The organism is Brevibacillus choshinensis (assembly GCF_016811915.1).
In the GTDB taxonomy this organism is placed as follows: Bacteria; Bacillota; Bacilli; order Brevibacillales; family Brevibacillaceae; genus Brevibacillus; species Brevibacillus choshinensis_A.
Genome location: NZ_CP069127.1, coordinates 120092 through 146603 on the forward strand (window position 1 = coordinate 120092; position 26512 = coordinate 146603).

At 51.7% G+C, this 26512-nt stretch carries 22 protein-coding genes and 1 pseudogene; 22 read left to right on the top strand and 1 reads right to left on the bottom strand.

All coding sequences use genetic code 11. The features are described 5' to 3' along the window. Positions 1 to 38 precede the first annotated feature (38 nt). The 9 genes and pseudogenes from JNE38_RS00730 (at position 39) to JNE38_RS31040 (ending at position 11771) form a co-directional block, all read left to right on the top strand. Positions 39 to 269 carry an anti-sigma-F factor Fin gene (locus JNE38_RS00730; RefSeq protein ID WP_055746099.1) on the top strand — a complete coding sequence of 77 codons (231 nt, stop codon included), beginning with the start codon at positions 39 to 41 and terminating at the stop codon, positions 267 to 269. Positions 270 to 424: 155 nt separating this feature from the next. Then, the gene (gene mfd / locus JNE38_RS00735) at positions 425 to 3973 is read left to right on the top strand and encodes a transcription-repair coupling factor (protein WP_203354840.1); all 3549 of its coding nucleotides are present in this window, start codon (positions 425 to 427) and stop codon (positions 3971 to 3973) included. 35 nt (positions 3974 to 4008) lie between these two features. After that, positions 4009 to 5085 carry a peptidylprolyl isomerase gene (locus JNE38_RS00740; protein ID WP_203357373.1) on the top strand — a complete coding sequence of 359 codons (1077 nt, stop codon included), beginning with the start codon at positions 4009 to 4011 and terminating at the stop codon, positions 5083 to 5085. Between the two features lie 234 nt (positions 5086 to 5319). Further along, positions 5320 to 5862: a stage V sporulation protein T gene (gene spoVT / locus JNE38_RS00745; RefSeq protein ID WP_203354841.1), complete on the top strand. Its 543-nt coding sequence runs from the start codon at positions 5320 to 5322 to the stop codon at positions 5860 to 5862. Positions 5863 to 6034: 172 nt separating this feature from the next. Further along, positions 6035 to 7669 (top strand): putative polysaccharide biosynthesis protein, encoded by a 1635-nt coding sequence (locus tag JNE38_RS00750; RefSeq protein ID WP_203354842.1) that lies wholly within the window; start codon positions 6035 to 6037, stop codon positions 7667 to 7669. Between the two features lie 14 nt (positions 7670 to 7683). Continuing rightward, on the top strand, positions 7684 to 9171 hold the full coding sequence (gene mazG, locus JNE38_RS00755; protein ID WP_203354843.1) for a bifunctional methyltransferase/pyrophosphohydrolase YabN: 1488 nt from the start codon (positions 7684 to 7686) through the stop codon (positions 9169 to 9171). 3 nt (positions 9172 to 9174) lie between these two features. Next, positions 9175 to 9471 (top strand): RNA-binding S4 domain-containing protein, encoded by a 297-nt coding sequence (locus JNE38_RS00760; RefSeq protein ID WP_203354844.1) that lies wholly within the window; start codon positions 9175 to 9177, stop codon positions 9469 to 9471. A gap of 146 nt (positions 9472 to 9617) precedes the next feature. Further along, a pseudogene (locus tag JNE38_RS30890) lies at positions 9618 to 9962 on the top strand (DUF2157 domain-containing protein); the annotation flags it as partial. Positions 9963 to 10319: 357 nt separating this feature from the next. Next, the gene (locus JNE38_RS31040; protein ID WP_343071678.1) at positions 10320 to 11771 is read left to right on the top strand and encodes a GDYXXLXY domain-containing protein; all 1452 of its coding nucleotides are present in this window, start codon (positions 10320 to 10322) and stop codon (positions 11769 to 11771) included. 25 nt (positions 11772 to 11796) lie between these two features. Here JNE38_RS31040 and JNE38_RS00770 read toward each other — a convergent pair whose 3' ends face one another. Then, positions 11797 to 13077 carry an MFS transporter gene (locus tag JNE38_RS00770; RefSeq protein WP_203354846.1) on the bottom strand — a complete coding sequence of 427 codons (1281 nt, stop codon included), beginning with the start codon at positions 13075 to 13077 and terminating at the stop codon, positions 11797 to 11799. Positions 13078 to 13179: 102 nt separating this feature from the next. On the opposite strand from JNE38_RS00770, the gene JNE38_RS00775 reads away from it, so the two are divergent. The 13 genes from JNE38_RS00775 to hpt all read left to right on the top strand — a co-directional run bounded on the left by JNE38_RS00775 (position 13180) and on the right by hpt (position 26487). After that, positions 13180 to 14961 (top strand): ABC transporter substrate-binding protein, encoded by a 1782-nt coding sequence (locus tag JNE38_RS00775; protein ID WP_203354847.1) that lies wholly within the window; start codon positions 13180 to 13182, stop codon positions 14959 to 14961. Positions 14962 to 15022: 61 nt separating this feature from the next. Next, positions 15023 to 17053, top strand: a complete 2031-nt coding sequence (locus JNE38_RS00780; RefSeq protein WP_203354848.1) for a copper amine oxidase N-terminal domain-containing protein — start codon at positions 15023 to 15025, stop codon at positions 17051 to 17053. Between the two features lie 103 nt (positions 17054 to 17156). Continuing rightward, positions 17157 to 17441: a sporulation protein YabP gene (yabP, locus tag JNE38_RS00785; RefSeq protein ID WP_092274989.1), complete on the top strand. Its 285-nt coding sequence runs from the start codon at positions 17157 to 17159 to the stop codon at positions 17439 to 17441. Next, positions 17438 to 18010: a spore cortex biosynthesis protein YabQ gene (gene yabQ / locus JNE38_RS00790; protein ID WP_203354849.1), complete on the top strand. Its 573-nt coding sequence runs from the start codon at positions 17438 to 17440 to the stop codon at positions 18008 to 18010. Before yabP ends, yabQ begins: the two co-directional genes overlap by 4 nt. 14 nt (positions 18011 to 18024) lie before the next feature. Continuing rightward, positions 18025 to 18339: an FtsB family cell division protein gene (locus tag JNE38_RS00795; protein ID WP_238933524.1), complete on the top strand. Its 315-nt coding sequence runs from the start codon at positions 18025 to 18027 to the stop codon at positions 18337 to 18339. 42 nt (positions 18340 to 18381) lie between these two features. Continuing rightward, a complete protein-coding gene (locus JNE38_RS00800; protein WP_203354850.1) occupies positions 18382 to 18753 on the top strand; it encodes a S1 RNA-binding domain-containing protein in 372 nt (123 codons plus the stop codon). Positions 18754 to 19105: 352 nt separating this feature from the next. After that, entirely contained in the window at positions 19106 to 21580 is a 2475-nt protein-coding gene (gene spoIIE / locus JNE38_RS00805) for a stage II sporulation protein E (RefSeq protein WP_203354851.1), read from the top strand. 63 nt (positions 21581 to 21643) lie between these two features. Beyond that, positions 21644 to 22405, top strand: a complete 762-nt coding sequence (locus tag JNE38_RS00810; protein ID WP_203354852.1) for a VWA domain-containing protein — start codon at positions 21644 to 21646, stop codon at positions 22403 to 22405. Continuing rightward, positions 22395 to 23333 carry a serine/threonine protein kinase gene (locus tag JNE38_RS00815; protein ID WP_238933690.1) on the top strand — a complete coding sequence of 313 codons (939 nt, stop codon included), beginning with the start codon at positions 22395 to 22397 and terminating at the stop codon, positions 23331 to 23333. Before JNE38_RS00810 ends, JNE38_RS00815 begins: the two co-directional genes overlap by 11 nt. Before the next feature lie 18 nt (positions 23334 to 23351). Continuing rightward, on the top strand, positions 23352 to 24101 hold the full coding sequence (locus JNE38_RS00820) for a threonine/serine exporter family protein (RefSeq protein ID WP_203354854.1): 750 nt from the start codon (positions 23352 to 23354) through the stop codon (positions 24099 to 24101). A 4-nt stretch (positions 24102 to 24105) separates the two neighbouring features. Continuing rightward, positions 24106 to 24549: a threonine/serine exporter family protein gene (locus tag JNE38_RS00825; RefSeq protein WP_203354855.1), complete on the top strand. Its 444-nt coding sequence runs from the start codon at positions 24106 to 24108 to the stop codon at positions 24547 to 24549. Continuing rightward, the gene (tilS, locus tag JNE38_RS00830) at positions 24527 to 25951 is read left to right on the top strand and encodes a tRNA lysidine(34) synthetase TilS (RefSeq protein ID WP_203354856.1); all 1425 of its coding nucleotides are present in this window, start codon (positions 24527 to 24529) and stop codon (positions 25949 to 25951) included. Before JNE38_RS00825 ends, tilS begins: the two co-directional genes overlap by 23 nt. Beyond that, the gene (gene hpt / locus JNE38_RS00835) at positions 25948 to 26487 is read left to right on the top strand and encodes a hypoxanthine phosphoribosyltransferase (RefSeq protein WP_203354857.1); all 540 of its coding nucleotides are present in this window, start codon (positions 25948 to 25950) and stop codon (positions 26485 to 26487) included. Before tilS ends, hpt begins: the two co-directional genes overlap by 4 nt. Positions 26488 to 26512 lie beyond the last annotated feature (25 nt).

A 26512-nucleotide genomic window follows, 5' to 3' on the forward strand; every position in this document is an offset into this window, starting at 1 on the left:
ATACTAAGCGATATGAAAGGTATGGGGGTGGCATATACATGAGCATACGTTATGCGTGTCGCTGCTGCGGGATGAAGATCGCGGAATTTGACGAATCGCAAGTAACAGAAGCGCAGCTCGGGTTTGATTCCTTGACCCCGGAAGAGCGGGCTCTTATAATATCGAGAGAACAAAGTGGAGATACGGTCGTCAGCATCACGTGCGACTATTGCCGTGAAGCGCTGAATCAGCATCCAGAGCTTTCGCTAGTCGGAAACCCACTTCAATAAGTGGATAACACTCGTTAGGAAGGCTTGCACTGACAAGGCCTTAGCTTGGGGAGCTAAGGCTTCTTTTCGCATGGTCGACCTGAATGTCAAATTGTGACAAGAGCTGCTGGAACCCCATTTACGAATGACAGAAGAATTAGAGAGGGGATTAGTGAATGCAAGTCATCATTAACCCGATGAAGCAGGATCCGAACGTAGGAACGATCGTCGCTGGTCTGGAAAAAGGACTGCATGAGCAGCTCGTCTCCGGTTTGGCTGGTTCTGCACGGCAGACACTCATGGCGACGCTGAAGCAAATGACAGATCGCCCCGTCTGCGTCGTGACCCATAATATGTATCAGGCGCAAAAAGTATATGAAGACCTGATTGAGCTGGTGCCTAGCGATCAAGTATTGCTTTATCCGGGGAACGAGCTGATCGGCTCCGAACTCGCTATCGCCAGTCCGGAGATGCTCGCACAGAGAATTCACGTGTTCAACCGTTTGGCCCGGGGCTTTACGGGTTTTTTAGTTGCGCCTTTCGCGGGCTTGCGTCGATTGGTGGTCCCTCCGCATGTCTGGAAGGAATCGCAAATCAAGCTGGCTGTCGGCGAAGAGCTGGACATCGAGTCGTTTTTGCTCCGCTGTATCGAGCTGGGCTACGAGCGCGTCGATATGGTCGAGCGAAAAGGCGAGCTGAGTGTTCGCGGCGGCATTATTGACCTTTATCCGATTGATTCTGAATGGCCCGTGCGGATTGAGCTGTTCGATGTCGAGATCGACTCCATCCGTACGTTTGACATGCTTTCCCAGCGTTCTCTGGAGTCTGTGCAGACCTATCTTATCGGACCTGCCAAAGAAATGATTGCCTCAACCCCGCTCTTGCAAGAGTCTGCTGTTCGTTTAGAGCAGAAGCTCGGTGAAACCGTTGCCAAATTGAAGGATGGTTCCGCAAAGGAAAAGGTGGTAGAGCGTATCGGGTCAGATGTTGAGCGCATGAGTCTCGGACAACGCTTTCCCCATCTGTACTCGTACGTCTCGGTGATCTACCCGACGGAAGATACGCTGTTGTCCTACATGCCGTCGGATACGCTGATGATCGTGGATGAGCCGACTCGCGTACTGGATACGGCAGCTCAGCTGCAAAAGGAAGAAGCGGAATGGCTGACGGGACGTATCATTTCTGGCGAGTACATGGCCAATCTCAGCCTGTCCCGTACGTATGAAGATATCATTTCGACGAAAAAGCGCCAGATCGTTTACCTGTCTTTATTCCTGAGACAATCTCCTAAGACACAGCCGCAAAATATCGTCAATCTCACCTGTAGGACGATGCAGAACTTCCACGGTCAGATGAATGTACTGAAGACAGAGCTGGCTCGCTGGCAAAAGTCTCATGACCAGATCGTATTCGTCGCAGCGGATTTGGAGCGGGCTAAGCGCTTGGAGCGAGTCCTCCACGATTACGAGATGGAAGCCGATGTGCTGGCCGAAGCTGTCGACACTGTGCCGCCAGGTCGTCCGACCATCATTCTGGGCAATCTGCAGACCGGATTTGAGCTTCCTCTGAACAAGCTCGTGGTCATTACCGAGGGCGAGGTCTTTACGGCCAAGCAGCGCAAGGCCAGAAAAGTACAGCAAACCATGAATAACGCCGAGCGAATCAAGAATTACCTGGAGCTCAAGCCGGGTGATTACGTGGTGCACGTCAACCACGGGATTGGAAAATACCTTGGAATTGAAACCAAGGAAATACTCGGAATTCATAAAGATTACTTGCATATTCAATACGCGGCGGGAGACAGTCTGTTTGTTCCCATCGATCAAATCGATCACGTGCAAAAATACGTGGCGAGTGAAGAAACGCAACCGAAGATCTACAGCTTGGGCGGCAGCGAATGGAAACGGGTCAAGAACAAAGTGCAATCCTCCGTAAAAGATATCGCCGAAGACTTGATCAAGCTGTATGCATCCCGTGAAGCGGCTGTGGGGCATTCCTTTTCGGTGGATACGGCAGAGCAGCGTGAATTTGAGGCGATGTTCCCGTATCAGGAAACACCGGATCAGCTGCGCGCGATTGCCGAAGTAAAATCGGACATGGAACGCCGGCGCCCCATGGATCGTCTTGTATGTGGGGACGTAGGGTACGGGAAGACAGAGGTAGCCATTCGCGCGGCGTTCAAGGCAGTGATGGATGGCAAGCAGGTTGCCGTACTCGTGCCGACCACCATTTTGGCCCAGCAGCATTACGAGACGTTCCGCGAACGCTTTGCGGATTATCCGATTCGTGTGGAGGTACTGAGCCGCTTCCGTTCCCGCAAGGAGCAGAATGCTACTTTAAAAGGTATCAAGGAAGGCACAGTTGATGTGGTCATCGGTACCCACCGTCTGCTCTCCAAGGATCTGACATTCCGCGAGCTCGGACTGTTGATTGTGGATGAGGAGCAGCGTTTTGGGGTGAGCCACAAGGAAAAGCTGAAGCAGCTGAAGACCAACGTCGACGTCATGACGCTGACGGCTACGCCGATCCCACGTACGCTGCATATGTCCATGCTGGGTGTACGCGATTTGTCGGTTATCGAGACACCGCCGGAAAACCGCTTCCCTGTACAGACGTATGTCATGGACTACAGCCCTGCATTGGTGCGTGAAGCGATCGAACGGGAGCTGGCCCGCGATGGACAGGTGTTTTTCCTCTACAACCAAGTCCAAGGCATCGAACAGATGGCGGAGCAAATTTCCATGCTCGTCCCCGATGCGAGGATCGCTGTGGCCCACGGTCAGATGAACGAAAGCGAGCTGGAAGGAGTCATCCTGGACTTCCTGGAAGGCAATTTCGACGTATTGGTAAGCACCACCATTATTGAGACGGGTGTGGACATCCCGAATGTCAACACGCTGATCATCTACAATGCTGACAAAATGGGCTTGTCCCAGCTGTATCAGCTGCGCGGGCGGGTGGGTCGTTCCAATCGGATCGCGTACGCTTACTTTACGTATCAGCGCGACAAGGTGCTGACAGAGGTAGCCGAAAAACGCCTTCAGGCCATCAAGGAATTTACAGAGCTCGGCTCTGGATTCAAGATCGCCATGCGTGACTTGTCCATTCGTGGTGCGGGTAATTTGCTCGGCGCTGAACAGCACGGCTTCATTAATACGGTCGGGTTTGATTTGTACAGCCAGATGCTGAAGGATGCCATCGATGAGCTGAAAGGCGAAGTGAGGCAGGAGAGCGCCACGACTGTGGAAATCAACCTGCAGCTGGATGCCTACATTCCATCGATGTACATCACAGACAGCCGGCAGAAGATCGAGATGTACAAAAAGTTCGTGGCAGTCTCTTCGCTGGACGACGTGGACGATCTGGCGGAAGAATTACTCGACCGTTTTGGCCCGGTGCCCAAGCCGGTTGAAAATCTCTTGACCATTTCCCGCATGCGCGTGTATGCCCTGCAGCACCACATTACGGAAATCAGTCAAAAGAATCCGGACGAAATCAAACTGTTCCTGCATCCGAGCCAAAACAACAACATCGATGGCGGAGCCTTGTTTGCTCTTGCCAGTAGTTGGAGCCGCAGGATAGGGCTATCGGGTGGACAACAGATCACGATTGCTGTTAAAGTAAAAGGGTTGAGAGAAGACGAGGGCGTGCAGCTGGTAGAGAAGCTGCTGCGTCAATTTCACCAGGTGCGCAAAGACACCGGTACGGAGAGCCCTGTATCATAGAAAAGCTGGGCTAGCCAGGAAGGGAGATCCTCATGATGAAACGTTCTGTAGCCGTTCTGTCCACTGCTGTGCTCGTTATGGCACTCTTGGCGGGATGCGGAAAAGCAGATGACAAAGCTCAGCCTCAAACACCGGCAAATCAGACAGAAGGCAGCGGGCAAGGCAATCAGGCAGCGGACGCCAATGACCCATTGGTTCAGTTTCCCAAGCTGACTCTGCCGTTTACAGTAGAACCAAACGCGACCATTGTGGAATATCAAGGCGGCACCATGAACGGGAAAGAGTTTGAAGAGTTCCTGCGCGTCATCAACTTCATGAATCCGCAACAAGGCGGTATGATTGAAGCAGCCGACGATAACGCCTTGAAAGCTTTTGCTCGTGAATACACGGCGACCAAGATCATGGCTGCCCGTGCTGACGAGACCATGAAAAAAGATTCCAAGGAACTGGCAGAAAAAACGTTTGAAAAGATTAAAAATCAATACCTGGGCTTTATCGGAAAAGATGAAGCCAAGTTTACCAAGCTGATGGAAGGCCAAGGCGTCACGAAAGACATGGTAGTGGGCCAAATGGCTTTGATCAACGACTCCATCAACGTACTGAAAAAAGGCATCGATGATGCGACGCTGAAAAAAGAGTACGATAGCATGGATAAAGCGTCCCGTACCATTGCTTCTGTCCGTCACATCCTGATTTCGACCGAGAAACGCAAACCGGAAGAAGCACTGAAGCTGGCGAACGATCTGGAAGCTCGTCTGAAAAAAGGCGAAGACTTCGCGAAGCTTGCCAAAGAATTTACGGATGACCCAGGAAGCAAAGAAAATGGCGGCCTCTACGCTGACGCTGATGTCACGCAATGGGTGCCTGAGTTCAAGGAAGCGGCTCTGACTCAACAAGTGGGTCAAGTAGGACCTCCTGTGAAGACTGATTACGGTTACCACATCATCAAAGTGGAGAGCCGCAAGGAAAAGGCTTTTGATGAAATGAAGGAACAGCTCCGTGCACATGCATTGGAGAAGGCCTATGATGCCTTCGGTAAAAACGAGCTGGACAAGCTCATCACCAAGTACAACCTGCCGAAAGTCAATCACCCGGCTCCGGCAACCAAATAGCACTCACTAAGAAACAGGGACATTCGTTCCCTGTTTTTTCGTTTTCTCGCATATTCTTGAAACGTGGGCAAATACTATTATCACTCGCTACCGCCCGGGGGAGAGTAACTGAAACAAGCTGGAAAAAGTTGCAGTCGCCACGCATAGGTAAAATTAGAATTTGAGGAAAAAATACAGGTAACGAGCCAAGCCAATTTACTATTTACTTCTCTTAGGAAAGCGAGGCAACATGACATGAAAGCAACTGGTATCGTTCGTCGAATTGACGACCTCGGTCGGGTCGTGATTCCTAAGGAGATTCGTCGTACACTGCGCATTCGTGAAGGCGACCCGCTGGAGATCTTTGTAGATCGTGATGGAGAAGTCATTCTCAAGAAGTACTCGCCTATTGGAGAGTTGGGAGACTTCGCAAAAGAATACGCTGACTCTCTGTACGAGAGCATGAATCATACCGTATTGATTTCAGACCGAGACAGTGTAATAGCCGTTGCGGGAGCATCCAAGAAAGAGTATCTCGAGAAGCCGATTGGAAGTATTGTTGAGAAATGCCTGGAAGAGCGCAAAACTCGACTGGAGAAGAATGCAGGCTCCTATGAGATTTGCCGCGATATGAATGAGACGTACGGCTCTTTCGTTGTGGCTCCGATCGTGGCTGGAGGAGATCCGATCGGTTCGGTGATCCTGCTCAACAAAAACGAGTCCACCAAGATGAGTGATTTGGAAATGAAAATGTCGGAAACGGCTGCAGGTTTCCTGGCAAAACAGATGGAGCAGTAGAGGGAAAGCAAAGAAAACAGCCCCGGTCATTGGGGCTGTTTTTGTGTTGCATAGATAGGAATTACAAATGCTGGAGGGGCCAGGTTTTCCAGCCATTGAAGTTTTCTTGATCTCCAAACGCATGTGGTATAATGTACAAAGTTTCTGGTTGGAGAGGAGAAATTTCACTCATATGGGTAGGGAAAAAGCATCTGTACAATTTGTGAAAGGCGCCGCGATTCTCGGGGTTGCCGGTCTTGTCTCCAAGCTGCTTGGCGCCGTATACCGCATTCCGTATCAGAATATTGCCGGTGACATCGGTCTGTATGTATACATGCAAGTTTACCCGCTGTATACCACGCTGCTCATTTTGGCGACAGCGGGTTTTCCGATTGCCATTTCCAAGATTGTCTCTGAACGCGTAGCGGTAGGCGATGCGATTGGGGCGCGTCGAGCATTTCGCGTTGCCAGCATTGCGCTGGTGATACTCGGTTTGTTTTTCTTCTTATTGTTGTATGGCGGAGCGCCGCTTGTTGCCCAATTCATGGGAGATGAGCATTTGACCACGCCGCTCCGGGCAGTAGCCTGGTCGCTGCCGCTAGTACCGATGGCAGCGATTCTGAGGGGATATTTCCAAGGCCATCAGAATATGATGCCCACAGGCGTATCGCAAGTGATCGAGCAATTGATCCGGGTCATTTTCATCCTCTTGTCGGCTTTCTGGGCGATGAACGTGTATCAGGATGCATATCTGGCAGGGACTGGCGCCGTATTTGCCGCTTTTCCAGGAGGTGTAGCGGCCGTTCTCGTACTGCTGTGGTATTGGCAAAAGGACAAGCAGGTACGATTGGTGGAAGCGAAACAGGAGCAGTCGGCTGGCGTTGCTGAATGGACCAACCGTCAAGTTCTTCGCAGTCTTTTGTATTATGCGCTGCCGATCTGCATGGGCGCCCTCGTTCTGCCGCTGATTCCACTGGTGGATTCGGTGACAGTCGTGAACATGCTGCAGTGGAGCGGGATGCAGGAAGACCTCGCCAAGCTGGCCAAGGGAGCATTTGACCGTGGACAGCCGCTGATTCAGTTCGGCACGTTTTTTGCGACCTCCCTTTCTTTGGCTTTGGTGCCAGCGATCAGTGAAGCTGTCGCGCAGCGTCAAACCCAGCTGATCGAAAGCCGCTCGGAGATCGCGATCCGCTTGACCTTTTTGCTGGGGCTCCCCGCGTCGTTTGGACTTGCCCTGCTGGCCGAGCCGATCAACGTGATGCTCTATGGCGATAATAGCGGTACGGAAGCACTCGCTGTACAATCCTTTACGATTGTCTTTGCCACGTTGAGTATTGCCAGCGCGGGAATATTGCAGGGGTTGGGACGCGTCATGCGGCCGGCGCGCAATCTCTTTATCGGCGTATTGGTCAAGCTCGTGTTGAATCTGGCGCTAGTTCCAGTCTGGGGAATTACCGGTGCTGCCTTATCGACCGTAATCGCCTATCTGGTAGCGATGGGACTCAACGTGCTGGCTGTGAAGAAGTACACCGGCGCGCAAATCGGCATTCGCCAAACGGTGTTGAAACCACTCATCTCCGTCCTGGTCATGTCTGTGGTTGTCCTGGTAGTCGAATGGGGGGCAACCGCCCTGCTCGGGAACATGCCTGGTCCAGAGCGGCTGTTCCACACGGTGATCGGACTGGTGGCTGTCGGTTGCGGAGCGCTTGTCTACTTGCTTGCCCTTCTCAAGACAGGCGGGCTGACACGCACGGATATTCAGTTTTTACCGAAAGGCAGACAGATTGCTTCGCTGCTCACGAGACTGCGACTGCTGCCAAAATAAAGGAGGCGTGACGATTGGAAGCTAACCAATACATCATCACCGTGGTCGGTTTGGGAGCCGGAGATCTCGACCAACTGCCCTATGGGATATATCGGACGCTGAAACAGGCTGCCCATCTCTATTTGCGCACGCAGGAGCACCCGGTCGTCGCAGAGCTCGCCGCAGAGAACATCAGCTACTCGTCCTTTGACGCCATTTACGAGCAACATGAATCTTTCGAAGACGTGTACACCGATATCGTGGAAAAGCTGTTCGTCAGTGCCGAGCAACAAGGAGCGATCGTGTATGCGGTACCGGGCCACCCTCTGGTAGCAGAGCGCACGGTGCAGCTATTGCTGGAGCAAGGACCTGATCGCGGAGTGCGAATCGAAATCGGGGGTGGGCAAAGCTTCATCGACCCCCTGTTTGCCCGTTTGAAGATCGATCCGATCGAAGGATTCTCTCTGCTCGACGGCACGGCTTTGAAAGCGGATCAGGTGTCGCCGGGCCTGCATACCATCATTGCGCAGGTGTATGACGCGTTTGTCGCATCGGATGTCAAACTGACGCTGATGGAAGTCCTGCCGGATGATTTTCTCGTGACGGTTGCGACTGCAGTGGGAGTCGCCGGTCAGGAGTGCGTTGAGACCGTCCCGCTGTACGAGCTCGATCGCCTGGATCATTTCGGCAATTTGTCGCTCGTCTATGTGCCGCCTGCTCGCGACGAGCGCATCTCTTATCGACAATTCTCCTATCTCAAGGACATCGTGGCGGTTCTGCGAAGTCCGGAGGGTTGTCCGTGGGATCGGGAACAGACCCATCAGAGCATCCGCAAAAATCTGATCGAGGAAACGTATGAAGTGCTGGAAACGATCGATGATGAAGATCCGGATGCCATGTGCGAGGAGCTGGGGGATCTGTTGATGCAGATCATGCTGCATTCCCAAATGGCATCGGAGGATGGATATTTTACTGTCGATGATGTGGTAGCGACTCTGAATGAAAAGCTGATCCGTCGACATCCACACGTATTCGGTGAAAAGAATGCCAACGATTCCGAGGAAGCATTGGCCAATTGGCAAGAGATCAAAGCCCAGGAGAAGGCGGCCAAAGGAATCGATACGACGGTCCAATCCCAGCTCGCCGGTATTCCCCGTGACCTGCCTGCCCTGATGTACGCCTACAAGCTGCAGAAAAAGGCTGCTCAGGTCGGATTTGATTGGGACGATGTAGCCGATGTCTATGGCAAGGTGGAGGAAGAGTACCGAGAGCTGCGCGAGGCTGCAGTAGAAGAGCGTGCAGGCGAGCTGGGGGATCTTCTGTTTGCGGTCGTCAATCTGGCCCGTTTTCTGAAGCTCGATCCCGAAGAAGCATTGGCCTTGACCAACAATAAGTTCAAGCAGCGGTTTTCCTATATTGAAGACAAACTCCGCGAGGCTGGCAAATCCTTTGAGGATACTGATCTGAAAGAGATGGATCAGTGGTGGGAAGAGGCCAAGCAGCACGGAAAAAGGAGAGGATAGTTCATGAGGCTGGACAAATATTTGAAAGTATCCCGTCTGATCAAACGCCGCACCTTGGCAAAAGAGGTTTGCGACAAAGGGCGCGTCGAGATCAACGACCGCCAGGCGAAATCCTCCAGCAACGTAAAGATCGGCGACAGGCTGGCGATCCGTTTCGGTCAAAAAATCGTGACGGTCAAAGTGGAGGACATCAAAGAAAACCCGCGCAAGGAAGAGGCGGCTTCGCTCTACACCGTGATTGGTGAAGTGCCTGTGCCGCGCGATGAAAAAGAAGAAGACGCCTACATGAAAGGCCAATGATACCAGATAAATAGAAAGCAATACAAAGAGCTACCCTACCACGGGTAGTTTTTTTGTCGCCTTCCTTGGGCAGTTCCTGATAGAGGTTTTCTTATTGAGGGTATGGTATATAATGGGTTTACGCATGTAGGCACTACGATGAGAAGGGATGTGAACACATGCAACAAAATGCTGTGCGACTCGGCTATTTTTTGGCCATTTCCCTCCTGTTGTCAGCCCTCTTCTATTTCTTCGCCTCCAACTGGCCCGTGCTTGACCGATGGGAGAAAATCGGAGTCAGCGTGTCCGTGCTCATCCTTCTTTATTTGTTTTCGTATGGAGCTGCACGGATTCTGAGAAGGCATTCCTTTCTGAGCAATTGGCTCTTGGTCGCAGGCGGTCTTTCCTTTGGCATCAGCGTCGCCCTATTGGGGCAGATCTATAATTCCCATGCCGACAGCTACACGCTCTTTGTCGTCTGGCTGATCCCCAGCCTGCTGTTTGCCATCGTGACGAGGTACCAGCCTTTCTATGTGATCAGCTACGTTCTCGCTCATTTGGCCGTTTGTTTCTTTTTGGATCCCTCCGTCATTCATGTGGTGAGGGATGAACAATGGTGGTTTATGGTCTTTTGGCTGATCGCGCTAGGCAATCTGATCTTGTTTTGGTTAGCTGCAACAGACTGGTTGCGATCCCGACCCATTCACTACTTGTCCTTCCTCGTCTTCCAGCTGGCTTTGTTCTTATCAGCCTTCGTCGAGGTCTACGGACCGCTTCCGGAGCTGTTGTATCTGGTGATCGGTGGCGCGCTTTTCTTTGGCTTCCTGAAATGGATGCCCAATCGTGCCCTGTTGATTGTGACCTCCACGATGCTGGCCTTGTTTGTAGTGGTGATGTTTTTCAGGTTCATGCTTGAACATTATTCCGAGAGCTTCTACCTGATCGGGCTTCTGGCTGCTGCGGGGATCGTCTGGGGAGCCGTGGAGGGTATCAAATGGCTGCGAAGACAGGCGTCTCAGAAGGATAGCAAATGGGTCCGAGTCGTTCAGGAAGCATTCACGGTCCTCGTCACACTGGTGGCGGCGACGATCGGTGCTGTCTCGCTTACGGGGCTTCTGTTCCTTTTGGCTGATGATGATACGGTCGTCTATTTCCTGTTCTTCCTGTCGCTGATCGGCATCTTGGTACCCATCTTCCTAGAGAAGAAAATGAATGCGACAGTCCGCTACACGTTGATCACGATGGGGTGCATGATCGGAATCGGAGCGTCCTTGTATTTGGAGGATTATTACTGGATTGTGCTACTGGCGGCGCTGGGACTGTCTTGGGGAATCACCAGGGAAATTCCCGCCAAACTCCTGACTCAGTTTGTTTTTCTCCTCGTCTTGTACGTTGAGGCGGGTGATTGGGGCAATACCCATGACGGGGTGCTCGCAGCCATTTTCGTCACACAAATGGCGATGTACTTGCTTCCGCGAATGCCTGATGCCTTGCAAAACAGCTCGCTGATTTACGCTCTTCTCTCCTTTTTGGTACTTACGGAAAGCAATCGATGGGGAACCGCATGGAGCATCACGGTCAGCCTCGTCTATTTCGCCTTGACTACGTATCTGGTCTATCGCACCATGCACAAGAAGGATCGAATGAGCTTCGGGATTGCCATCGGCTTCTGGTTCGCCTTTTTGCTGATGAAGTACTACGACTTCCTTTGGAGTCTGCTGCACAAGTCGCTCAGCCTGCTCTTGCTCAGCGTCGTGTTTTTTGCGGTCAGCTATTGGCTGGAGCGATCGGGCAAAACCGAGTGGGGTTCCGAGGCCTCTCCGATATTCGCCTCGAAGCGACTGGCGCTGCTGACGATTATCGTGCTGCAGTTTGCGCTGCTCGGCTACCAGATCTGGGGCAGTGAAACCATTCTCTCGCAAGGTCGTTCCATCAAGCTGGAGCTTGCTCCGGTTGATCCTCGCTCGCTTTTGCAAGGAGATTATGTGCAGCTACGCTACACCATTTCGACACTCGACAATGAAAAAATACCGGATCCGGACGGAAAAGTACGAGTTGTCCTGCGTCCTGAGCAGAACGGACTGTACGAATACAGCGGATACTACGAGCAGGACGGTGTCTGGAACAAGGCTTATCAGGCACAACCTGACGATGTCATCTTGAACGGACATGCAATCGGATCCGATCGGGTCGAGTACGGCATCGAAAGCTATTTCGTCCCTGAAGGAACCGGACGTGAGGTTGAGCGCAAGGCGAAATTTGCGCAAGTTCGGGTAGGGAAAAAGGGAGATGCACTCCTGGAGGCATTGTCCGAACACTAGAATGAAAAAAACAGGAGCTGCCAGATTAATCGGCAGCTCCTTTTGCGTGTGAGAAGGAGAGGGAGGGCCTTTGATTCAGCTGCAGCAGTACGTGGCGAACCAGCAAAAGACCTGTGATCCCCATCATGAACAGAAGGGTCGACACCGCTATGGGAGGCAGGATGGCCCCAAGGCTGATCCCGATTGTTCCGGCTAGCTTTGCGCCTTGGAATACCAGACCGTTTACTGCCATGTAGGAGCTTCGGGCATCGTCTCGGATGATTTGGGCGAGATAGGTCTGTCGGGTAGGGATGTGGAGCAGCTCACCCAGCGTAGCAAAGAACATGGCGATGACGATAACCAGCAGCGTGTTGCTGTAGCTGATGATCGTGTATCCGACGATAAAGAAGTGCGCACCCGCATAGAGGGCATTTGCTTCCCGTCCAGGACGGACCAGCTTGGTGATCAAGAGCGAGAGGAGTACGACCAGCAGTGTGTTTTCCAGCTGGATCAGGCTGAACACTTTAATTCCTGTCAGCTCAAAGGAGAACAGGCTCCCCAAGTGCACGGTTTGGGTATGAAACTCATTTGCGAGGCGCACCGCGACGTAGTTGGCAGTCTGAAATTCGAGAGAGAAAATGAGCAACCCCCCCAAGGAGAACAATAAAAATCGTTGGTCATTCATCACTGGTCTGTAGCTCGTGAATACATCCTTGAGGATGTTAGTTTTGGCTGCGCTGCCGGGAGTCTTTGGCCGATACGACTCTTCCATGAAATAGACGGTCATTACGAGCGTGAGCAGACTGACAGCAGTGAGTCCCAAAATCAACTCAAAGCGATGAGTAGCAAACCAGATCCCGCCGAGGACGGAACCGATGGCAACCGACAAATTTACCGCCCAGTAATTGATGCTGTACATGAAGGTCCGGTTCTCTTTGGTGCTGACGTCGATGAGCATCGCATCAGCGGCAGGACCGATTATTCCGCTGCTCGCATGCTGCACGAGCATCATGGCGAATGTAAGCCATGCAGAATCAAGCAAAGGGGAGTTAGCTGCGGCCATGAGGACAAAGGCCACGCACTGCGCGATCTCCCCGTACACCATCACTCTTTTTCTCCCCCAGCGATCAGCGAGGTAACCCCCGTAGAATCCCATCAAAATCTGTGTGCACACATTGGCAAAAAGCAATAAACCGGCGACTGCCTGCCCGAGTTTGTCAGAGAAATAGATGGCCATGAAGGGAAAGATCATCGTGCCGACAACCCTGGTGAGAAAGGAAGTCACGATCCGTATGCGGATATTGGGATGCAGTTGCATAAAGCTCATGGAACAGACCACCTTTCGTTTTTCTACATTTTACCTGTTAAAAGGAGAAGAAAAAGGGTAAGATTCGGATAGGAATTTCACCTTTTAGGAGGTCGGATCGGGATGAAGAGCCAAGAGCACTTTATGCAAATGCTATTTGGGCTTTCCGAATGGGAAACAGATCGTGAACAGTCGATCAGCGTCGAGGCTTTGTCCGAGATCCTCTGCTGCACACCGCGCAATGTCAAATTGATTCTCCGCAAATGGGAGAACGAGGGGTTGCTGCGCTGGAGGGCAGGGGTCGGACGGGGCAATCATTCGACGTTGACGATTTTGTGTGATACCTCCGACTTTTTTAGCGCCTATTTTAAAAATCTTCTGTCAGGGGGAAAAATAACGGAGGCGGTCGGGCTTGTCCAAAATGAAAAGCTGCCTGCTCGAATCAAGCGAGGGCTCCAGCAAATATGGGACAGCCAATTCGGTTTCGTTTTGGAAGAAGGCGAGTCGACTAGTCTGGATGTTCTGCGCATTCCGAGACAACGGGGGTTCTCTACGCTCGATCCAGCCTTTGTGGCTGTAGCTGCTGAAAGTCACTTTCTACGTCAAATGTGCCACAGGCTGGTTTATTACGATCAGGAGCAGCAAACCTTTTTGCCTGAGCTCGCCCATGCCTGGGAGTGCAACGAGGAGCGGACGGCTTGGACGTTTTATCTGCGCAAAGGGGTACGCTTTCATCACGGAAAGATTCTGAACGGAAAAGATGTCGAATACACGATGCGGCGCCTTATCGATTTGGATTCACCGTATCGCTGGCAGATGGATGATGTCGATTGGATCGAGCATCAAAGCGAGCGGATCATTACCTTCCATCTACGCCAGCCGAACAGCTTTTTTCTGCACTATATGGGCTCCCAAGCTATGTCCATCCTCCCGCATGACGTGCCATTTTCAGAGCAGGCCGTAATAGGAACCGGCCCGTTCCGCATGGCTGAGTACACGGACGAGAGGTTGGTGCTGGAGGCGTTTGACGATTACTATCGGGAGCGGGCCGTACTCGATCGTGTCGAGATCTGGATTGTCACGGGGCATCCTGGCTCCAGACAACATTATGAGCTGCCAAACAGGGAGCAGCAGTCAGATTCCGGGAGCGAGGGTAAAGATATTGTTTTTGAAGAGACCGGTTGCAATTATCTCGCCTTCAACTTTCGCCGGCCGGGTGTTCAGCATGATTACGCGTTTCGGATTGCGATGCGGATGGTAATGGACCGCAATCAGCTCATTAAAAAGCTAGGTGAGTATGCGTTCTCGCCCGCAGGCAGTTTTTTGCCAAGCAGGAGCAGAGCCATGACCTTTTCATCGTCTACGCTGGAGGAAGCCGCATCCTGGCTGAGTCGCAGCTCTTATCAAGGGGAGACGCTTTCCGTGTTTATCAGTGAGGGCAAATTGTTTGACATCGTCGGAAAATGGATGAAACGTCGGTGCCAGCAGATCGGGATCCAAATCAAGCTGGTTCCCATGACCAAGGCTAATTTCTTGTCTGATCACGTGGACCTCGAAGCAGATATGGCCATCATGGGGGAAGTGTTTCAAAGCGACGTGGAGCTTGGCCTGATCGAGCTGTACAAGAATAAGAGCACCATGGTTTATCGGTTTATGGATGATCATATGCGTGCGTTGGTAGACGATAAGCTGTCCGAGGTTCTGCGCATGGAGAATCGGGATAAGCGTATGAGAGCGCTGGATTTGATCGAACAAGCGTTTGAGGAGCAACAGTGGCTGCTGTGCAACTTTCATGTGAAACGTATAGACCGTTACCACCCGGCTCTGCAAGGTTTTGTAGCGGATTCCTTCGGCTGGCTTGACTTCTCCAAGCTGTGGGTAAAATCATTCGTTACCAGTCTGTAACCCTTTCCTGCCGTTCTTTTCCTATCATAGAGAGAATTGCAGGTTAAAGGAGGCGTTACCGTTGCACAAAAGCGCAAAAACAGGAATTTCCGTATTGCTGGCGACTACGGTGTTGGCAAGTCCATTCGTCGTGGTGCCAAAAGCCGCTTATGCTTTAACTGTCGAGGATATTTCGGCGGATGATACGAGCGCAGATGAAGAAACAGAATATACGATTGAGTTTGAAATCGACAAGGAATTGAAATCGGGGGACGAGATTTCCGTCAAGTTTCCATCAGATTTCACTGTCGATAAAAAGCTGAAAAAATCAGATGTGACCCTTGAAGATGACGATGGCGACGATGTCTCGATCGACAGCGTTTCGGTCAGCAGCAATGTCGTCACAATTGAGCTGGACGAAAAGGTAAGCAAAGGAACATTGCTCACCTTGACCATCGATAACATCACCAACCCGGAAGACAAAGGGACCTATTCGATCGGGGTCAAAACGTCCAAGGAAACGAGCTATAAAAACGAAAAAATCACCATCGGCAAATCCTCTGGCAGCAGCAGTAGCAGCGGGAGCAAATTCAGCGTATCCCAAAGCACCAAATCAGCAGAAGCAGACATCACTTTGACACTTGGCAAGTTCAACCTGTCGTCCAAGTCCAAATTGAAAAAAGGAAAATACATTTATGTAGATTTCCCTACCAAAGATATGCTCCCGAAAAGCATCAGCAAATCGGATGTCAAAGTGAATGGCACCAAGGCCGAGTACGTCTCCATCATCGACAGCGATTCCATTCGCATCGAGGTTCCAAGCGGGGCAGACGGAGACAGCTATATCAAGCTGGAATTCTCCTCGTCTGCAGGAATCAAGAATCCGTCAAGTGCTGACAACGACTACACCTTTGAGATTGAATACGATGACAAGACGTATACATCTGAGGATATGGAAGTGACGGGGTCGGCTCGTGAGTCGTTTGAAGTCTCGTTGTCCGATCAGACAGCAGGGGCTCGTTCGAGCTATTCGTTCGACATCGATCTCTCGACCAAGCTCTATTCCAACACAGACATCCAGATTGAGTTCCCGAGTGCTGACATGATTCCGCCTGTGGTTTCGGGCTACAGCGTAACAGTCAACGGCGATCAGGTCGGCGGTGTCAGTGTGAGCAACAGCAAAGTATCCTTCCGCACACCAAGCGGATTCAAGAGCACCGACAAACTCACGGTCAAATTTGCCTTTGACGCCTATTTGACGAACCCGAAAACAACGGGTACATACAACCTGACAGCGAGGATCGACAATAAAACGTACCGTTCGAAAAGCTTTGATATCTCGGGCGCATCCGCGCCGGTTGCGGTAGATAACACGGCTGCGACCATCGGATTGACCCGCGCTACCGCTTCTACTCCGACAGGCTTGCAGATTGCGATCAAGGGACTGGGTGCCCCTATCGTACGCTCCCAAGGCTTCTTTGAAGTCGTCCTGCCAGCTGGCTTCAAGGTGCCTGCCTATATCCCAGCCAATCAGGTGACCGTCAACGGAACTGCCGCCAACTATGTGGGCGTCCGCGGGCAAAATCTGATTATCGTGCCTACGCAGGATATTCCGGCAAAGACAGCAGTCCAGGTCAACATCCTGGAAGCAGGGGGGATCGTAAACCCTCCGACGACAGGTGTGTACAGCATCGGGGTCTACACCTCTGAGGAAAAAGGGCTGCTGTTTGCAAGGCCAGCGACGATTGTGGCACTCAATGGAGTGAGCTTCAAGGCAAACGTAGCTTCGTTCACCAAATCGGGCAAGGCAACGGCATTGGCAGCAGCACCTTACATCGTCAATGGCAATACGCTGATGCCTGCTTCGTTCTTCCGCGATGGACTGGGTATGTCCGTCACATGGACGACGACCACTGCGAGAGTCGTGAGCGGCAATACGGTCATGCAGTTCAAGGTGGGCTCCAACGTGGCGACGATCAACGGACAAAATGTCACATTGCCTGTAGCCGTTCAATTGAAGAACAAAATACCGACACTGCCTCTGCGTACGATCACCGACCGGACTGGTCACAAGATTGTCTTTGTCAATGGCAACTACACGGTATACAAATAAACAGAAAAAAGCACAGAACCCCGCTATCAGGCGGGGTTTTTGTTCTAAAAGGACATCCCCTCCCATACGATGGTACAAGAAGGGTAGTAAGGGAGGAGTTAGCATGATGGAGCACACGAAGCGGCCTCGCCATGAAGTCGTGATGATCAATCGACGCAGTCTGGCGATTTCGGGTGTGAAAAACGTCGAAAGCTTTGACAGTGAAGAGTTTCTTTTGGAGACAGAGGGCGGCTTTTTAACCATACGAGGACAAAATCTGCATATGAAAAATCTGAGTTTGGAAACCGGAGAAGTGGCGATCGAGGGTCTGGTTCACGAAATGGCCTATCTGGAGCAAGGGCAGGCCGGCGATCGGTCGAGAGGGTTCTTCGGTAAGCTGTTCAAGTGAGTATCGGCATCCAGCTTCAGACGGTGCTGGCCATGTCGACGTGTGGTGCTCTCATGGGAATGGGCTTTGATACGTACCATGTGTTCAAGGGAAAAAGCAAACTGCCCCTTTGGATGATCTTCATTTTTGACATTCTGTTTTGGGTAGGCAGCATGGGAGCCGTTTTCTTGATATTAGTAAAAGTAAATGACGGGATCATTCGGTTTCCCATCTTTTTTGGAATGATTTTCGGCGCTTGGGTATATTTTTTATTGGGTAGTAAGAAGTATATCCATTTTCTACATCGCGTGATAAAATTTTGTCAGTGGTTTTATCGAACGGTATTGCAAATCATTGACACCCTGGTTGTGCGTCCCATCCTCTTTTTCTACCGAGTGATCCTCATGGTGCTGGCATTTTTGTATTCCGTGTTGCTCGCGATCCTCGGCTTTTTGTGGAAAGTGATACGTTTTGTCACTTCACCTTTTGCCAGATGGGGTCAACATTTAGGGAAAAAAATGTTCGGAAAATCAAAAGGAATTTGGACCAATTGGAAGAATTGGTTTCACTCAAAGAGAAAGCGGGAGTAATCCGAGGTGGCCTAATGATGAAAGAAGCAACGTCCTCTCCAACTATCAATCGAAAAGGGCAGAAACGAAGAATGCGGTTTTTTTTCTTTTTCATTCTTTGTTTTTTCGTCTGGACTGGCTATACCCTGTACTTGCAAAGCGGCGTCCTGTCGCAGAAAGAAGCCGAGCTGGAAGCGTTGAAACAAGAGTCGGCCGTGCTATTGCAGCAGCAAGAGGAGCTGACGTATGAAGCGAGTCGGTTGAACGATAAGGAATATCTGGCGGAGCTGGCGCGCAAACGAATTTACTACACCAAGCCTGGTGAGAGCATCTACGTGATTCCGGAGTAGGCAACTGGCTGATCTTCAAGCAGAGGGAGGCTTTCCACGTTCATGGGAGTCGAGATCGGGAGCAAACTTGAAGGAAAAGTGACAGGGATTACGAAGTTTGGGGCCTTTGTGGAGCTGCCTGGAAATGTGACCGGTCTTGTGCACATCAGCGAAATTGCAGACACGTTTGTCAAAGACATTCACGAATTTTTGAAAGTCGGGGATACGGTAACCGTGAAGGTGCTGAATATCCGGGAGGGCAAGATCGGTCTGTCAATCAAGAAGGCGCAGGAAAAGGAAAGACCTCCACGTCATCACCGTGAGCGAGGGGAAGGCTTTGAAGATAAGCTCAATCGGTTTTTAAAAGAGAGCGAAGACCGCCAGTCCTCATTAAAGAAAAATGGGGACAAGAAGGGGCGCGGTCGACAACATTGATTCGGAAAATTTTGACTTTTCTTTCTTCGTGAATAATACATTTAGACGGCAAAAGGCGGAAGGGCATTTGGAAATTATGCCGAATACGTATCGTAAGCCCGTTTCGCAAAGCGCGAATCACCTGTCAGCCGACGTTATCCGCCATAACGTCGGTTTTTTTTCGTCTCCGGACCATATCGTACGTCGCGAAACAGGGTGTCATCACGATATCCTCCAATAGATAGCAAATGTCCGAATGTGTCAATGAATTTGTCGGACGATTCTGGGAATAATCGCTGGATTTTTGACAAATTTTACAATACCACCTCCGTATAATTGAGGAACAAAATGAACAAGAACGGGGTGGTGTGACATGATCGCAAACAAAAATGTTTCTAGTACCGGTCAGGTTTGGACACGCCAAGTATCGGAGCATGTGGATACGACGGCGCAGACCTGGGGAGAAAAAATAGCAGATGCAGCACATCGATGGAATGTGCTCCCCTTGTTAATGGGCTTCTTGTTGGGGAGGGCACTGATTGTAGAAGAGCTGACTCCCTTTGTGATTCCCTATTTCATGGTCATGTTTTACCTCCGACGGGATTGCATCGTGACGACCGGGTTCGCCTTGATCCTGGGAGCGTTTACCCAATCCGTCCCGCTGGGGCTGCAAACGATTCTAAGCGTCATACTCGCTTTTGCGGCCTGCAAAATCAGCGATCGATTTCGGCGAAAGGATTTTTCCCGAACGCCCCTGCTGGTCATGGCAACGGTATTTATTAGTCATCTGTTGTACCATGCGTTGACGAATCAGGTGAATACGTACGAGCTGGTCATGGTAGCCGTGGAATCCGTATTGGGCTTCGTCCTGACCTTGATCTTTATACAATCCCTCTCGATCATTCATTTGGCCAAGCCGTATGAGCCCCTGAAAAATGAAGAGATCGTGTCGCTGGTGATCCTGCTCGCCTCGCTGATGACGGGAACGGTCGACTGGATGGTGGAAGGCATCTCCATGGAGCATGTGCTCTCTAGGTATTTGCTGCTGTTGTTCGCCTTTGTGGGAGGCGGGACGGTGGGTGCAGCCGTAGGGGTCGTCACTGGGCTGATCCTCAGCCTTGCCAACGTGAGTGCTTTGCTGCAGATCAATTTGCTCGCTTTCTCCGGTCTGTTGGCCGGTTTGCTGAAAGAAGGGGGAAAAGTCGGCGTCTCGGCGGGCCTCTTGATCGGTACCGCGATTTTGGCGATTTACGGTGGCGCTGAAGATACCCTTTACTTGTCACTGGTGGAGACGTCCATCGCGATTGTCTTGTTCATCCTGACTCCTGCTTTGCTTTGGAAAAAGGTAGCGAGATTCATTCCGGGCTCCCCGGAAAACATGCAATCTCATCAGGAATACATGCGCCGGGTTCGGGATGTGACGGCCGGCAAGATCCAGCAGTTCTCTGAGCTGTTCACCCAATTGTCCCGCAGCTTTGCCCAGACGGCAGACTCGGAGGAAATCGAGGAACAGGCAGATGCATTTCTCAGCCGCGTGACGGAATTTACATGCCAGAAGTGCTGGAAAAAAGAGCAGTGCTGGGAAAAAGATATGCAGTCGACTTACCAAGGGATGCGCTGGCTAGCGGAGAAGGTGCAGGAAAACGGTACGCTTGCAGGTATTACTCCGCCCAAGGAATGGGAGCGAAAATGCGTGAAGACGGAAAAGGTGTATACCGTCATGGAGCAGGAATACGATCGTCAACAATCGTTCGACCAGCTAAAAAAGCAGGTAAAGGAGAGCCGCAAGCTGGTAGCGGATCAGCTGTCCGGTGTCTCGCGAGTCATGAGTGACTTCGCCCGTGAAATTCAGCGGGAAGGGATGGAGCTGAGCTTTCAGGAAAAGCAAGTATCGCAGGCGTTGGAGGGGCTGGGCCTATCTGTTCGCCGCGTGGAAATACACAGTCTGGAAGAGGGAAGAGTGGATATCGAGATCAGTCAGCCTACTTGCTATGGACGGGATGAATGCGCCAAAATCGTCGCGCCGATGCTCACTGAAATTTTGGGTGAGAACATTGTCGTCAGAGAAAGGCATTGTGAGGCGCAAAAGGATGGCTCGTGCACCATGTGCCTCGCTTCCGCCAAGACATTCGAGATCGATATCGGTATAGCGGGTGCAGCCAAGGATGGCAAGCTTTTGTCAGGCGACAGCTTCCGCACCATGGATCTGGGGAATGGGAAAATGGCTTTGGCGATCAGCGATGGGATGGGGAATGGGGAGCGCGCTTCCCTGGAGAGCCAGTCTGCGCTGGACATGCTCCAGCAGCTGCTGCGCTCGGGCATGGATGAGAAAATATCGATCAAGACAGTCAATTCCGTTTTGGCGCTGCGCTCGACGGATGAGATGTTCGCCACGGTGGACTTGGCTTTGATCGATCTGCAGACTGCCCATACCCGTTTTGTGAAAATCGGGTCAACACCCAGCTTTGTCAAACGAAATTCCGATGTGATCACGATAACGGCTAACAACCTGCCAGTGGGAATTCTGGATGAAATCGAGGTGGATGTGGTCTCCCGCATGCTCAAGCCGGGTGATCTCCTGATCATGATGTCAGACGGCATCTACGAGGCTCCGCGTCATATTGAAAACAGGCAGGCGTGGATGAAACGGATCATCAGCGAGCTGGAGACGGATGATCCGCAGGAAGTGGCAGATCTGCTGCTGGAAAAGGTAATCCGTCAGCATTCCGGCCAAATCGTCGACGATATGACCGTGCTGGTCGCGCGCATCGACCGGTTTGTGCCGCAATGGTCAGCCATACAGGTGCACGGCATGCAAAAGCTGGAGCGCCCACGGATTGTCAGCTGACAAGTATGTTTTCCAGCCTCCCCGTCGATACTGTTGCTAAAAAGCAGAATGGGGAGATAATTTGTGAAAGAAGCGACACTTCGGCAGATTTTGGTAGTGACGGATGGATGCTCGAACACGGGGATGAGCCCAGTAGCTGCTGCAGCTCTTGCGAGGGAACAAGGCATTACCGTAAATGTCATTGGTGTTATTGAAAAAAGCGACCTGGGTGAAAAGGGGGAGACGGAGATCCGTGAGATCGCGGAGGCAGGAGGCGGATTATGCGACATCGTGTACCCGCAGCAATTGGCGCAAACCGTTCAGATGCTTACGCGAAAAGCGATGACGCGCACGATTCACCAAGTGGTCAATAAAGAATTGAAAGAGATTTTGGGCGATTCCGGAATAGAAGAGCTGGAGCCGCAAAAACGCGTGCAAGTCGCCGGCATGGTGGACGAGCTGGGTGAAAAAAGCAGCCTGAATGTCGTCATGCTGGTGGATACCTCGGGCAGTATGAAGCCCAAGATGTCGGCCGTGCAGCAGGCGATCCACGATTTCAGCATCAGCCTGCATTCCCGCAGTGGGCAGAGCCGGATGGCCGTCTGCTCATTTCCTGGGAAACAAAAGTACTTGGACGTGAGAATTCCTTGGACCGAAAAAGTGGAGCAAGCTCACCAAATCACCAGCGACCTGGCGATGAGCGGCATTACTCCGACGGGGCCGGCTATAGTAGAAGCGATTGCGTTGTTCGAGCATGTAAAGCTCCCGCGCTCTCTGTCTGAGCGTTATGCCGAGACGGAATCAGACGACAACGAGGATGGAAGCCTGCGTGACCATGTCTTTTAATCAAACGACTGCGATCCCAAGCCTACCCCGACAGTTTCAAGGGAAATGGAACAAAAAATCGTATCATGTCCTGAGGGAGCTGGGACGCGGAGCGAATGGTGCGGTTTACTTGACAACCGAGGGTGGCGTCAAACGGGCAGTCAAGGTCGGGGTAGAGGGCATCGATATTTTAATGGAAGTAAATGTGTTGAAAAGCGTACAGCAGGGGCGGGATTCCCGAGTGGGACCGCTCCTGTCTGATGTCGACGATCTGATCGTTGACGGAAAAGCGTGTACGTTTTATGCCATGGAGTATCTGGAGGGTGATCAACTTGATCGCTATATCCGGCAATACGGACAGGAATGGGTCGGAGTGATGATGGTCCAGCTGCTGGCTCGCCTCGATGTGCTGCACAAGCATGGCTGGGTTTTCGGGGACCTAAAGCCGGAGAATATCATGGTGACGCAGTCGGACAGGCAGGTGCGCCTCATCGATTTTGGCGGCGTGACCAAGCTGGGCAATGCCGTTCGCCAGTTTACCGAGGAATACGATCGGGCGTACTGGCATGCAGGGGATCGTAAGGCCGAAATCAGCTATGACCTCTTCTCCGTGGCCGTCATGATGGTGCGTCTGTCTGTCGACCGTGAAGTCTGGAAAAGCAGTCAGGGAGAGACGCGTCACACGGTATTGCTCTGTGATATAATACGAAAAAGTGACGGCCTGTACCCCTACCGAGTGCCGCTCCTGAAGGCTTTTCACGGGAAATACGCATCGGCAGGGGAAATGAGAGCAGAAATGCTGCCAATTCTTCGAGAACTCACGGTTGCCGCCCCGCAAAAGCAAGCTCAAAAGCGGGCATCCGGGGCAGGGGGAATGGGGATTAGCGGCTTGTTTGTCGCATCTTTGTTACTTTTGGCTGGCACACTTTATTACGCATGGTTCATGTAAAGAAGGATGTGACGGTTCGTGTCCTCGGATCTGGTGATGGATACATGCCTGCTCGCAGGCTCGATTATTTTAAAAAACGGGGGCGAAACCTACCGGACTGAAGAGACGATGGCCCGCATTGCCCAGGCGGCAGGAATGGACGATGTGAACAGTTCAGCCACGCCTACCAGCATCATTCTCTCGTTTCGATGCAAGGGCTTCGATCATACCCGGATGGTTCGGACTCCCACGCGGACGACCAATCTCAACAAAATCACATTGGTGAATGACGTGTCCAGGCGATTTGTCGGGGGCGGCATTACTTTGGAGCAGGCTTATTTGACTCTGTGCGAAATCGATCAAAAGAAACCGCTTTACCCAAAGTGGATGCAGCATTTGGCGGCCGCTACTGCCAGCGGCTCTTTTGCCATGCTCGCGGGAGGAACCTGGCTCGATCTTCTGCCGTCTGCGATGGCAGGCCTGATCGTCAACCTCAGCATTGAATATTTGGAACAGTTCGTCCGAATGAAATTTTTCACCGAGTTTTCAGCCGCTTTGCTGGGCGGGTTGTTTGCCCTGCTAGTCGTGACGATTTTTCCTGAGCTGCACATTAGCATCATCATTATTGGTGCCATGCTTCCCATGTTTCCGGGGATCGCGATCACCAACTCGCTCCGCGATCTTTTGGCTGGCGATTTGGTCGCAGGTGTCTCACGCGGCGTGGAAGCAATGCTGACGGCTGTGTCCGTGGCAGTGGCTACTGCAATTATTCTCTCCTTCATGAGGTGATCTAATGTTGTTAGGCTTGGCGCTCAGCTTCATGTCGTCCATGGCATGGTGCGTGCTTTTCAATGTCCCGGTCCGCACGATCCTAGCAGGCGGAATCGCAGGGATGGTCGGTTACATTGTCTACTCCCTGCTGCCGCTCTTGAACGCGGAAGTCCTTTTATCTACTTTTGTATCCGCCGCCATAGTGTCTTTGCTCAGTCAGTTCATGTCGATCTATTTGCGAGTTCCGTCTACCAACTTCAGCGTCGCCGGCATCATTCCGCTGGTGCCAGGGTCTCTCGCGTACAAATCGATGCTTGCCTTTGTAAACAACGATTATGTAGAAGGCATCACGCTGGCTACGAAAACGATGATGGTAGCGGGAGCGATTGCTTCCGGACTTATCTTCGGTATCTCCGTGGTCACGATCGTGAAAGGAGCCCGTTATGCTGGCAAGCGTGCACAATGAGATCGTGCGAGAGGGTCTTTTGCTGTCCGGAGAAACCGTTGTGGTGGGTGTATCCGGGGGGAATGATTCCACTGCTCTCTTGCATATCTTGGTGGCTCTCAATGAAAACTATCACTACGGGTGGAAGCTCCATGCCGTCCATCTGAACCACTGCTTCCGGGGGGATGAGTCGCGCCAGGATGCTTTGTACGCCCAGCAGCTCTGCGAACGGCTCGGGGTCGCCTTTCATCTATTCGAGTTCGATGTGCCCGCTTATATGGAACAAACGGGCATGGGCGGACAGGAGGCCAGCCGCGTAATCCGTTACGGATACTATGAGCAGGTAGCCAAAGAGCAGGGTGCTACCAAGCTGGCACTGGCTCATCATGCGGACGATCAAGTGGAGACCATTCTGTTTCGATTTGTTCGGGGCGCGAGAATGAACGGTCTTTCCGGGATGCCGAAGCGTCGTTGGCTGGGTGAGGGAACCATTGAGCTGGTGCGCCCTCTGCTGCACAGGACGCGGGAGGAGCTGGAAGGATACTGTCTGGAGAACGGGCTTACACCGAGGGAAGACAGCAGCAACAGGTCTCGCAAATACAAGCGGAATCTGCTGAGGCTCGATGTCATGCCGCTTTTGGAACAGGTCAACGATCGATACCGCGAACATATCCTGGAAGCAGCAGAGTCGATACGGCTAGATCATCTACTTTTGGAGAGGCTGGCAGAAGAGCACTTGCGGGAGGTACTGATCACCAAAAAACAGGACGAGATCGTGATTGATAACGACAAGTTTCAAAAGTGTGACGTTGCTTTACAAAGGAGAATGATTACTCTAATATTAGGTTATGTCTCCAAACAAACTGAGTGGTCTTCTCAGCATGTTGAGGCTGTTTTGCACTTGTCAGGTGGTAGCCGTCCTTCGGCAGAGCTGCATTTGCCTGGGCAGTTGGTCGTAAGCCGGGTGTACGGGCGAATTCATTTTTGTCCAAAAGGACGAGAAGAACGCATACATATGTATTGTTATGAGCTTTCGGTTCCGGGATCGACCTGGATTGACGAGAGCAAGGTTTGGGTACATACGAGTTATCTGGAACGTCCTATGGATTGGGAGCGACTTATGGAGAACGAAGCTGTGTTTGATGCAGAACGTTTGCCAGGGCCGCTGTTTTTGCGCAATCGAAAGCATGGGGACCGTCTCGCAGTTTTTGGCTCAGGGGAAAAGAAGCTGAAGGATGTATTGATCGATGCGAAAGTTCCACGAGCATGGCGAGATCGCCTTCCGCTCTTGATGGCGGGAGAAGAAGTGATTCTGGTGCCGGGTGTGCGCCGATCCGCCGTTGCGCCTGTAAGTGAGCAAACCAGGCGTTTCCTACACGTGCGGGTAGAGTTTGGAGAAGATTGGCGGGAGGTTTTTTCATGAATCAAGACATCGAGAAGATTTTGCTATCAGAGGAAAAGATTGCGGGTAAGATACAAGAGCTGGGCAAGATCCTTGCTGATGAGTACCGGGATAAAAACCCATTGGTGATCTGCGTGCTGAAAGGCGCTGTGGTATTCATGGCAGACCTGATCCGCCACATGGATATCCCGTGCGAAATGGATTTCATGGCTGTTTCCAGCTACGGCAGCGGCACAGAATCCTCCGGCATGGTAAAGATCTTGAAGGATCTCGATACATCCGTACAAAATCGTCACGTGCTGGTAGTCGAGGATATCATGGACAGCGGACTGACACTCAGTCGTTTGGTTGAGCTTTTGCGCCATCGAGAGGCAGCTTCCGTCAAAGTGGTTACACTCCTGAACAAACCGGAGCGTCGCAAGGTGGACATCTCGCCGGACTACAGCGGCTTTGATATTCCGGACGAATTCGTAGTAGGATTTGGATTGGATTATGCCGAGCAATACCGTAATCTTCCTTACATTGGGGTATTGAAGCCTGAGGTTTACACAAAGTAGGTTTGTTGTGGAGACCCTGCTTAAT

Excerpts from the sequence above, each read along its gene's own strand:
- yabP (WP_092274989.1), top strand. The coding sequence starts at position 17,157 with ATGATGGAGCACACGAAGCGGCCTCGCCATGAAGTCGTGATGATCAAT.
- mfd (WP_203354840.1), top strand. The coding sequence starts at position 425 with ATGCAAGTCATCATTAACCCGATGAAGCAGGATCCGAACGTAGGAACG.
- JNE38_RS00800 (WP_203354850.1), top strand. The coding sequence starts at position 18,382 with ATGGGAGTCGAGATCGGGAGCAAACTTGAAGGAAAAGTGACAGGGATT.
- spoVT (WP_203354841.1), top strand. The coding sequence starts at position 5,320 with ATGAAAGCAACTGGTATCGTTCGTCGAATTGACGACCTCGGTCGGGTC.
- JNE38_RS00815 (WP_238933690.1), top strand. The coding sequence starts at position 22,395 with ATGTCTTTTAATCAAACGACTGCGATCCCAAGCCTACCCCGACAGTTT.
- JNE38_RS00795 (WP_238933524.1), top strand. The coding sequence starts at position 18,025 with ATGATGAAAGAAGCAACGTCCTCTCCAACTATCAATCGAAAAGGGCAG.
- JNE38_RS00760 (WP_203354844.1), top strand. The coding sequence starts at position 9,175 with ATGAGGCTGGACAAATATTTGAAAGTATCCCGTCTGATCAAACGCCGC.
- JNE38_RS00770 (WP_203354846.1), bottom strand. The coding sequence starts at position 13,077 with ATGAGCTTTATGCAACTGCATCCCAATATCCGCATACGGATCGTGACT.
- tilS (WP_203354856.1), top strand. The coding sequence starts at position 24,527 with ATGCTGGCAAGCGTGCACAATGAGATCGTGCGAGAGGGTCTTTTGCTG.
- spoIIE (WP_203354851.1), top strand. The coding sequence starts at position 19,106 with ATGATCGCAAACAAAAATGTTTCTAGTACCGGTCAGGTTTGGACACGC.
- JNE38_RS31040 (WP_343071678.1), top strand. The coding sequence starts at position 10,320 with ATGCTGGCCTTGTTTGTAGTGGTGATGTTTTTCAGGTTCATGCTTGAA.
- hpt (WP_203354857.1), top strand. The coding sequence starts at position 25,948 with ATGAATCAAGACATCGAGAAGATTTTGCTATCAGAGGAAAAGATTGCG.
- JNE38_RS00740 (WP_203357373.1), top strand. The coding sequence starts at position 4,009 with ATGAAACGTTCTGTAGCCGTTCTGTCCACTGCTGTGCTCGTTATGGCA.
- JNE38_RS00750 (WP_203354842.1), top strand. The coding sequence starts at position 6,035 with ATGGGTAGGGAAAAAGCATCTGTACAATTTGTGAAAGGCGCCGCGATT.
- JNE38_RS00730 (WP_055746099.1), top strand. The coding sequence starts at position 39 with ATGAGCATACGTTATGCGTGTCGCTGCTGCGGGATGAAGATCGCGGAA.
- JNE38_RS00825 (WP_203354855.1), top strand. The coding sequence starts at position 24,106 with ATGTTGTTAGGCTTGGCGCTCAGCTTCATGTCGTCCATGGCATGGTGC.
- JNE38_RS00775 (WP_203354847.1), top strand. The coding sequence starts at position 13,180 with ATGAAGAGCCAAGAGCACTTTATGCAAATGCTATTTGGGCTTTCCGAA.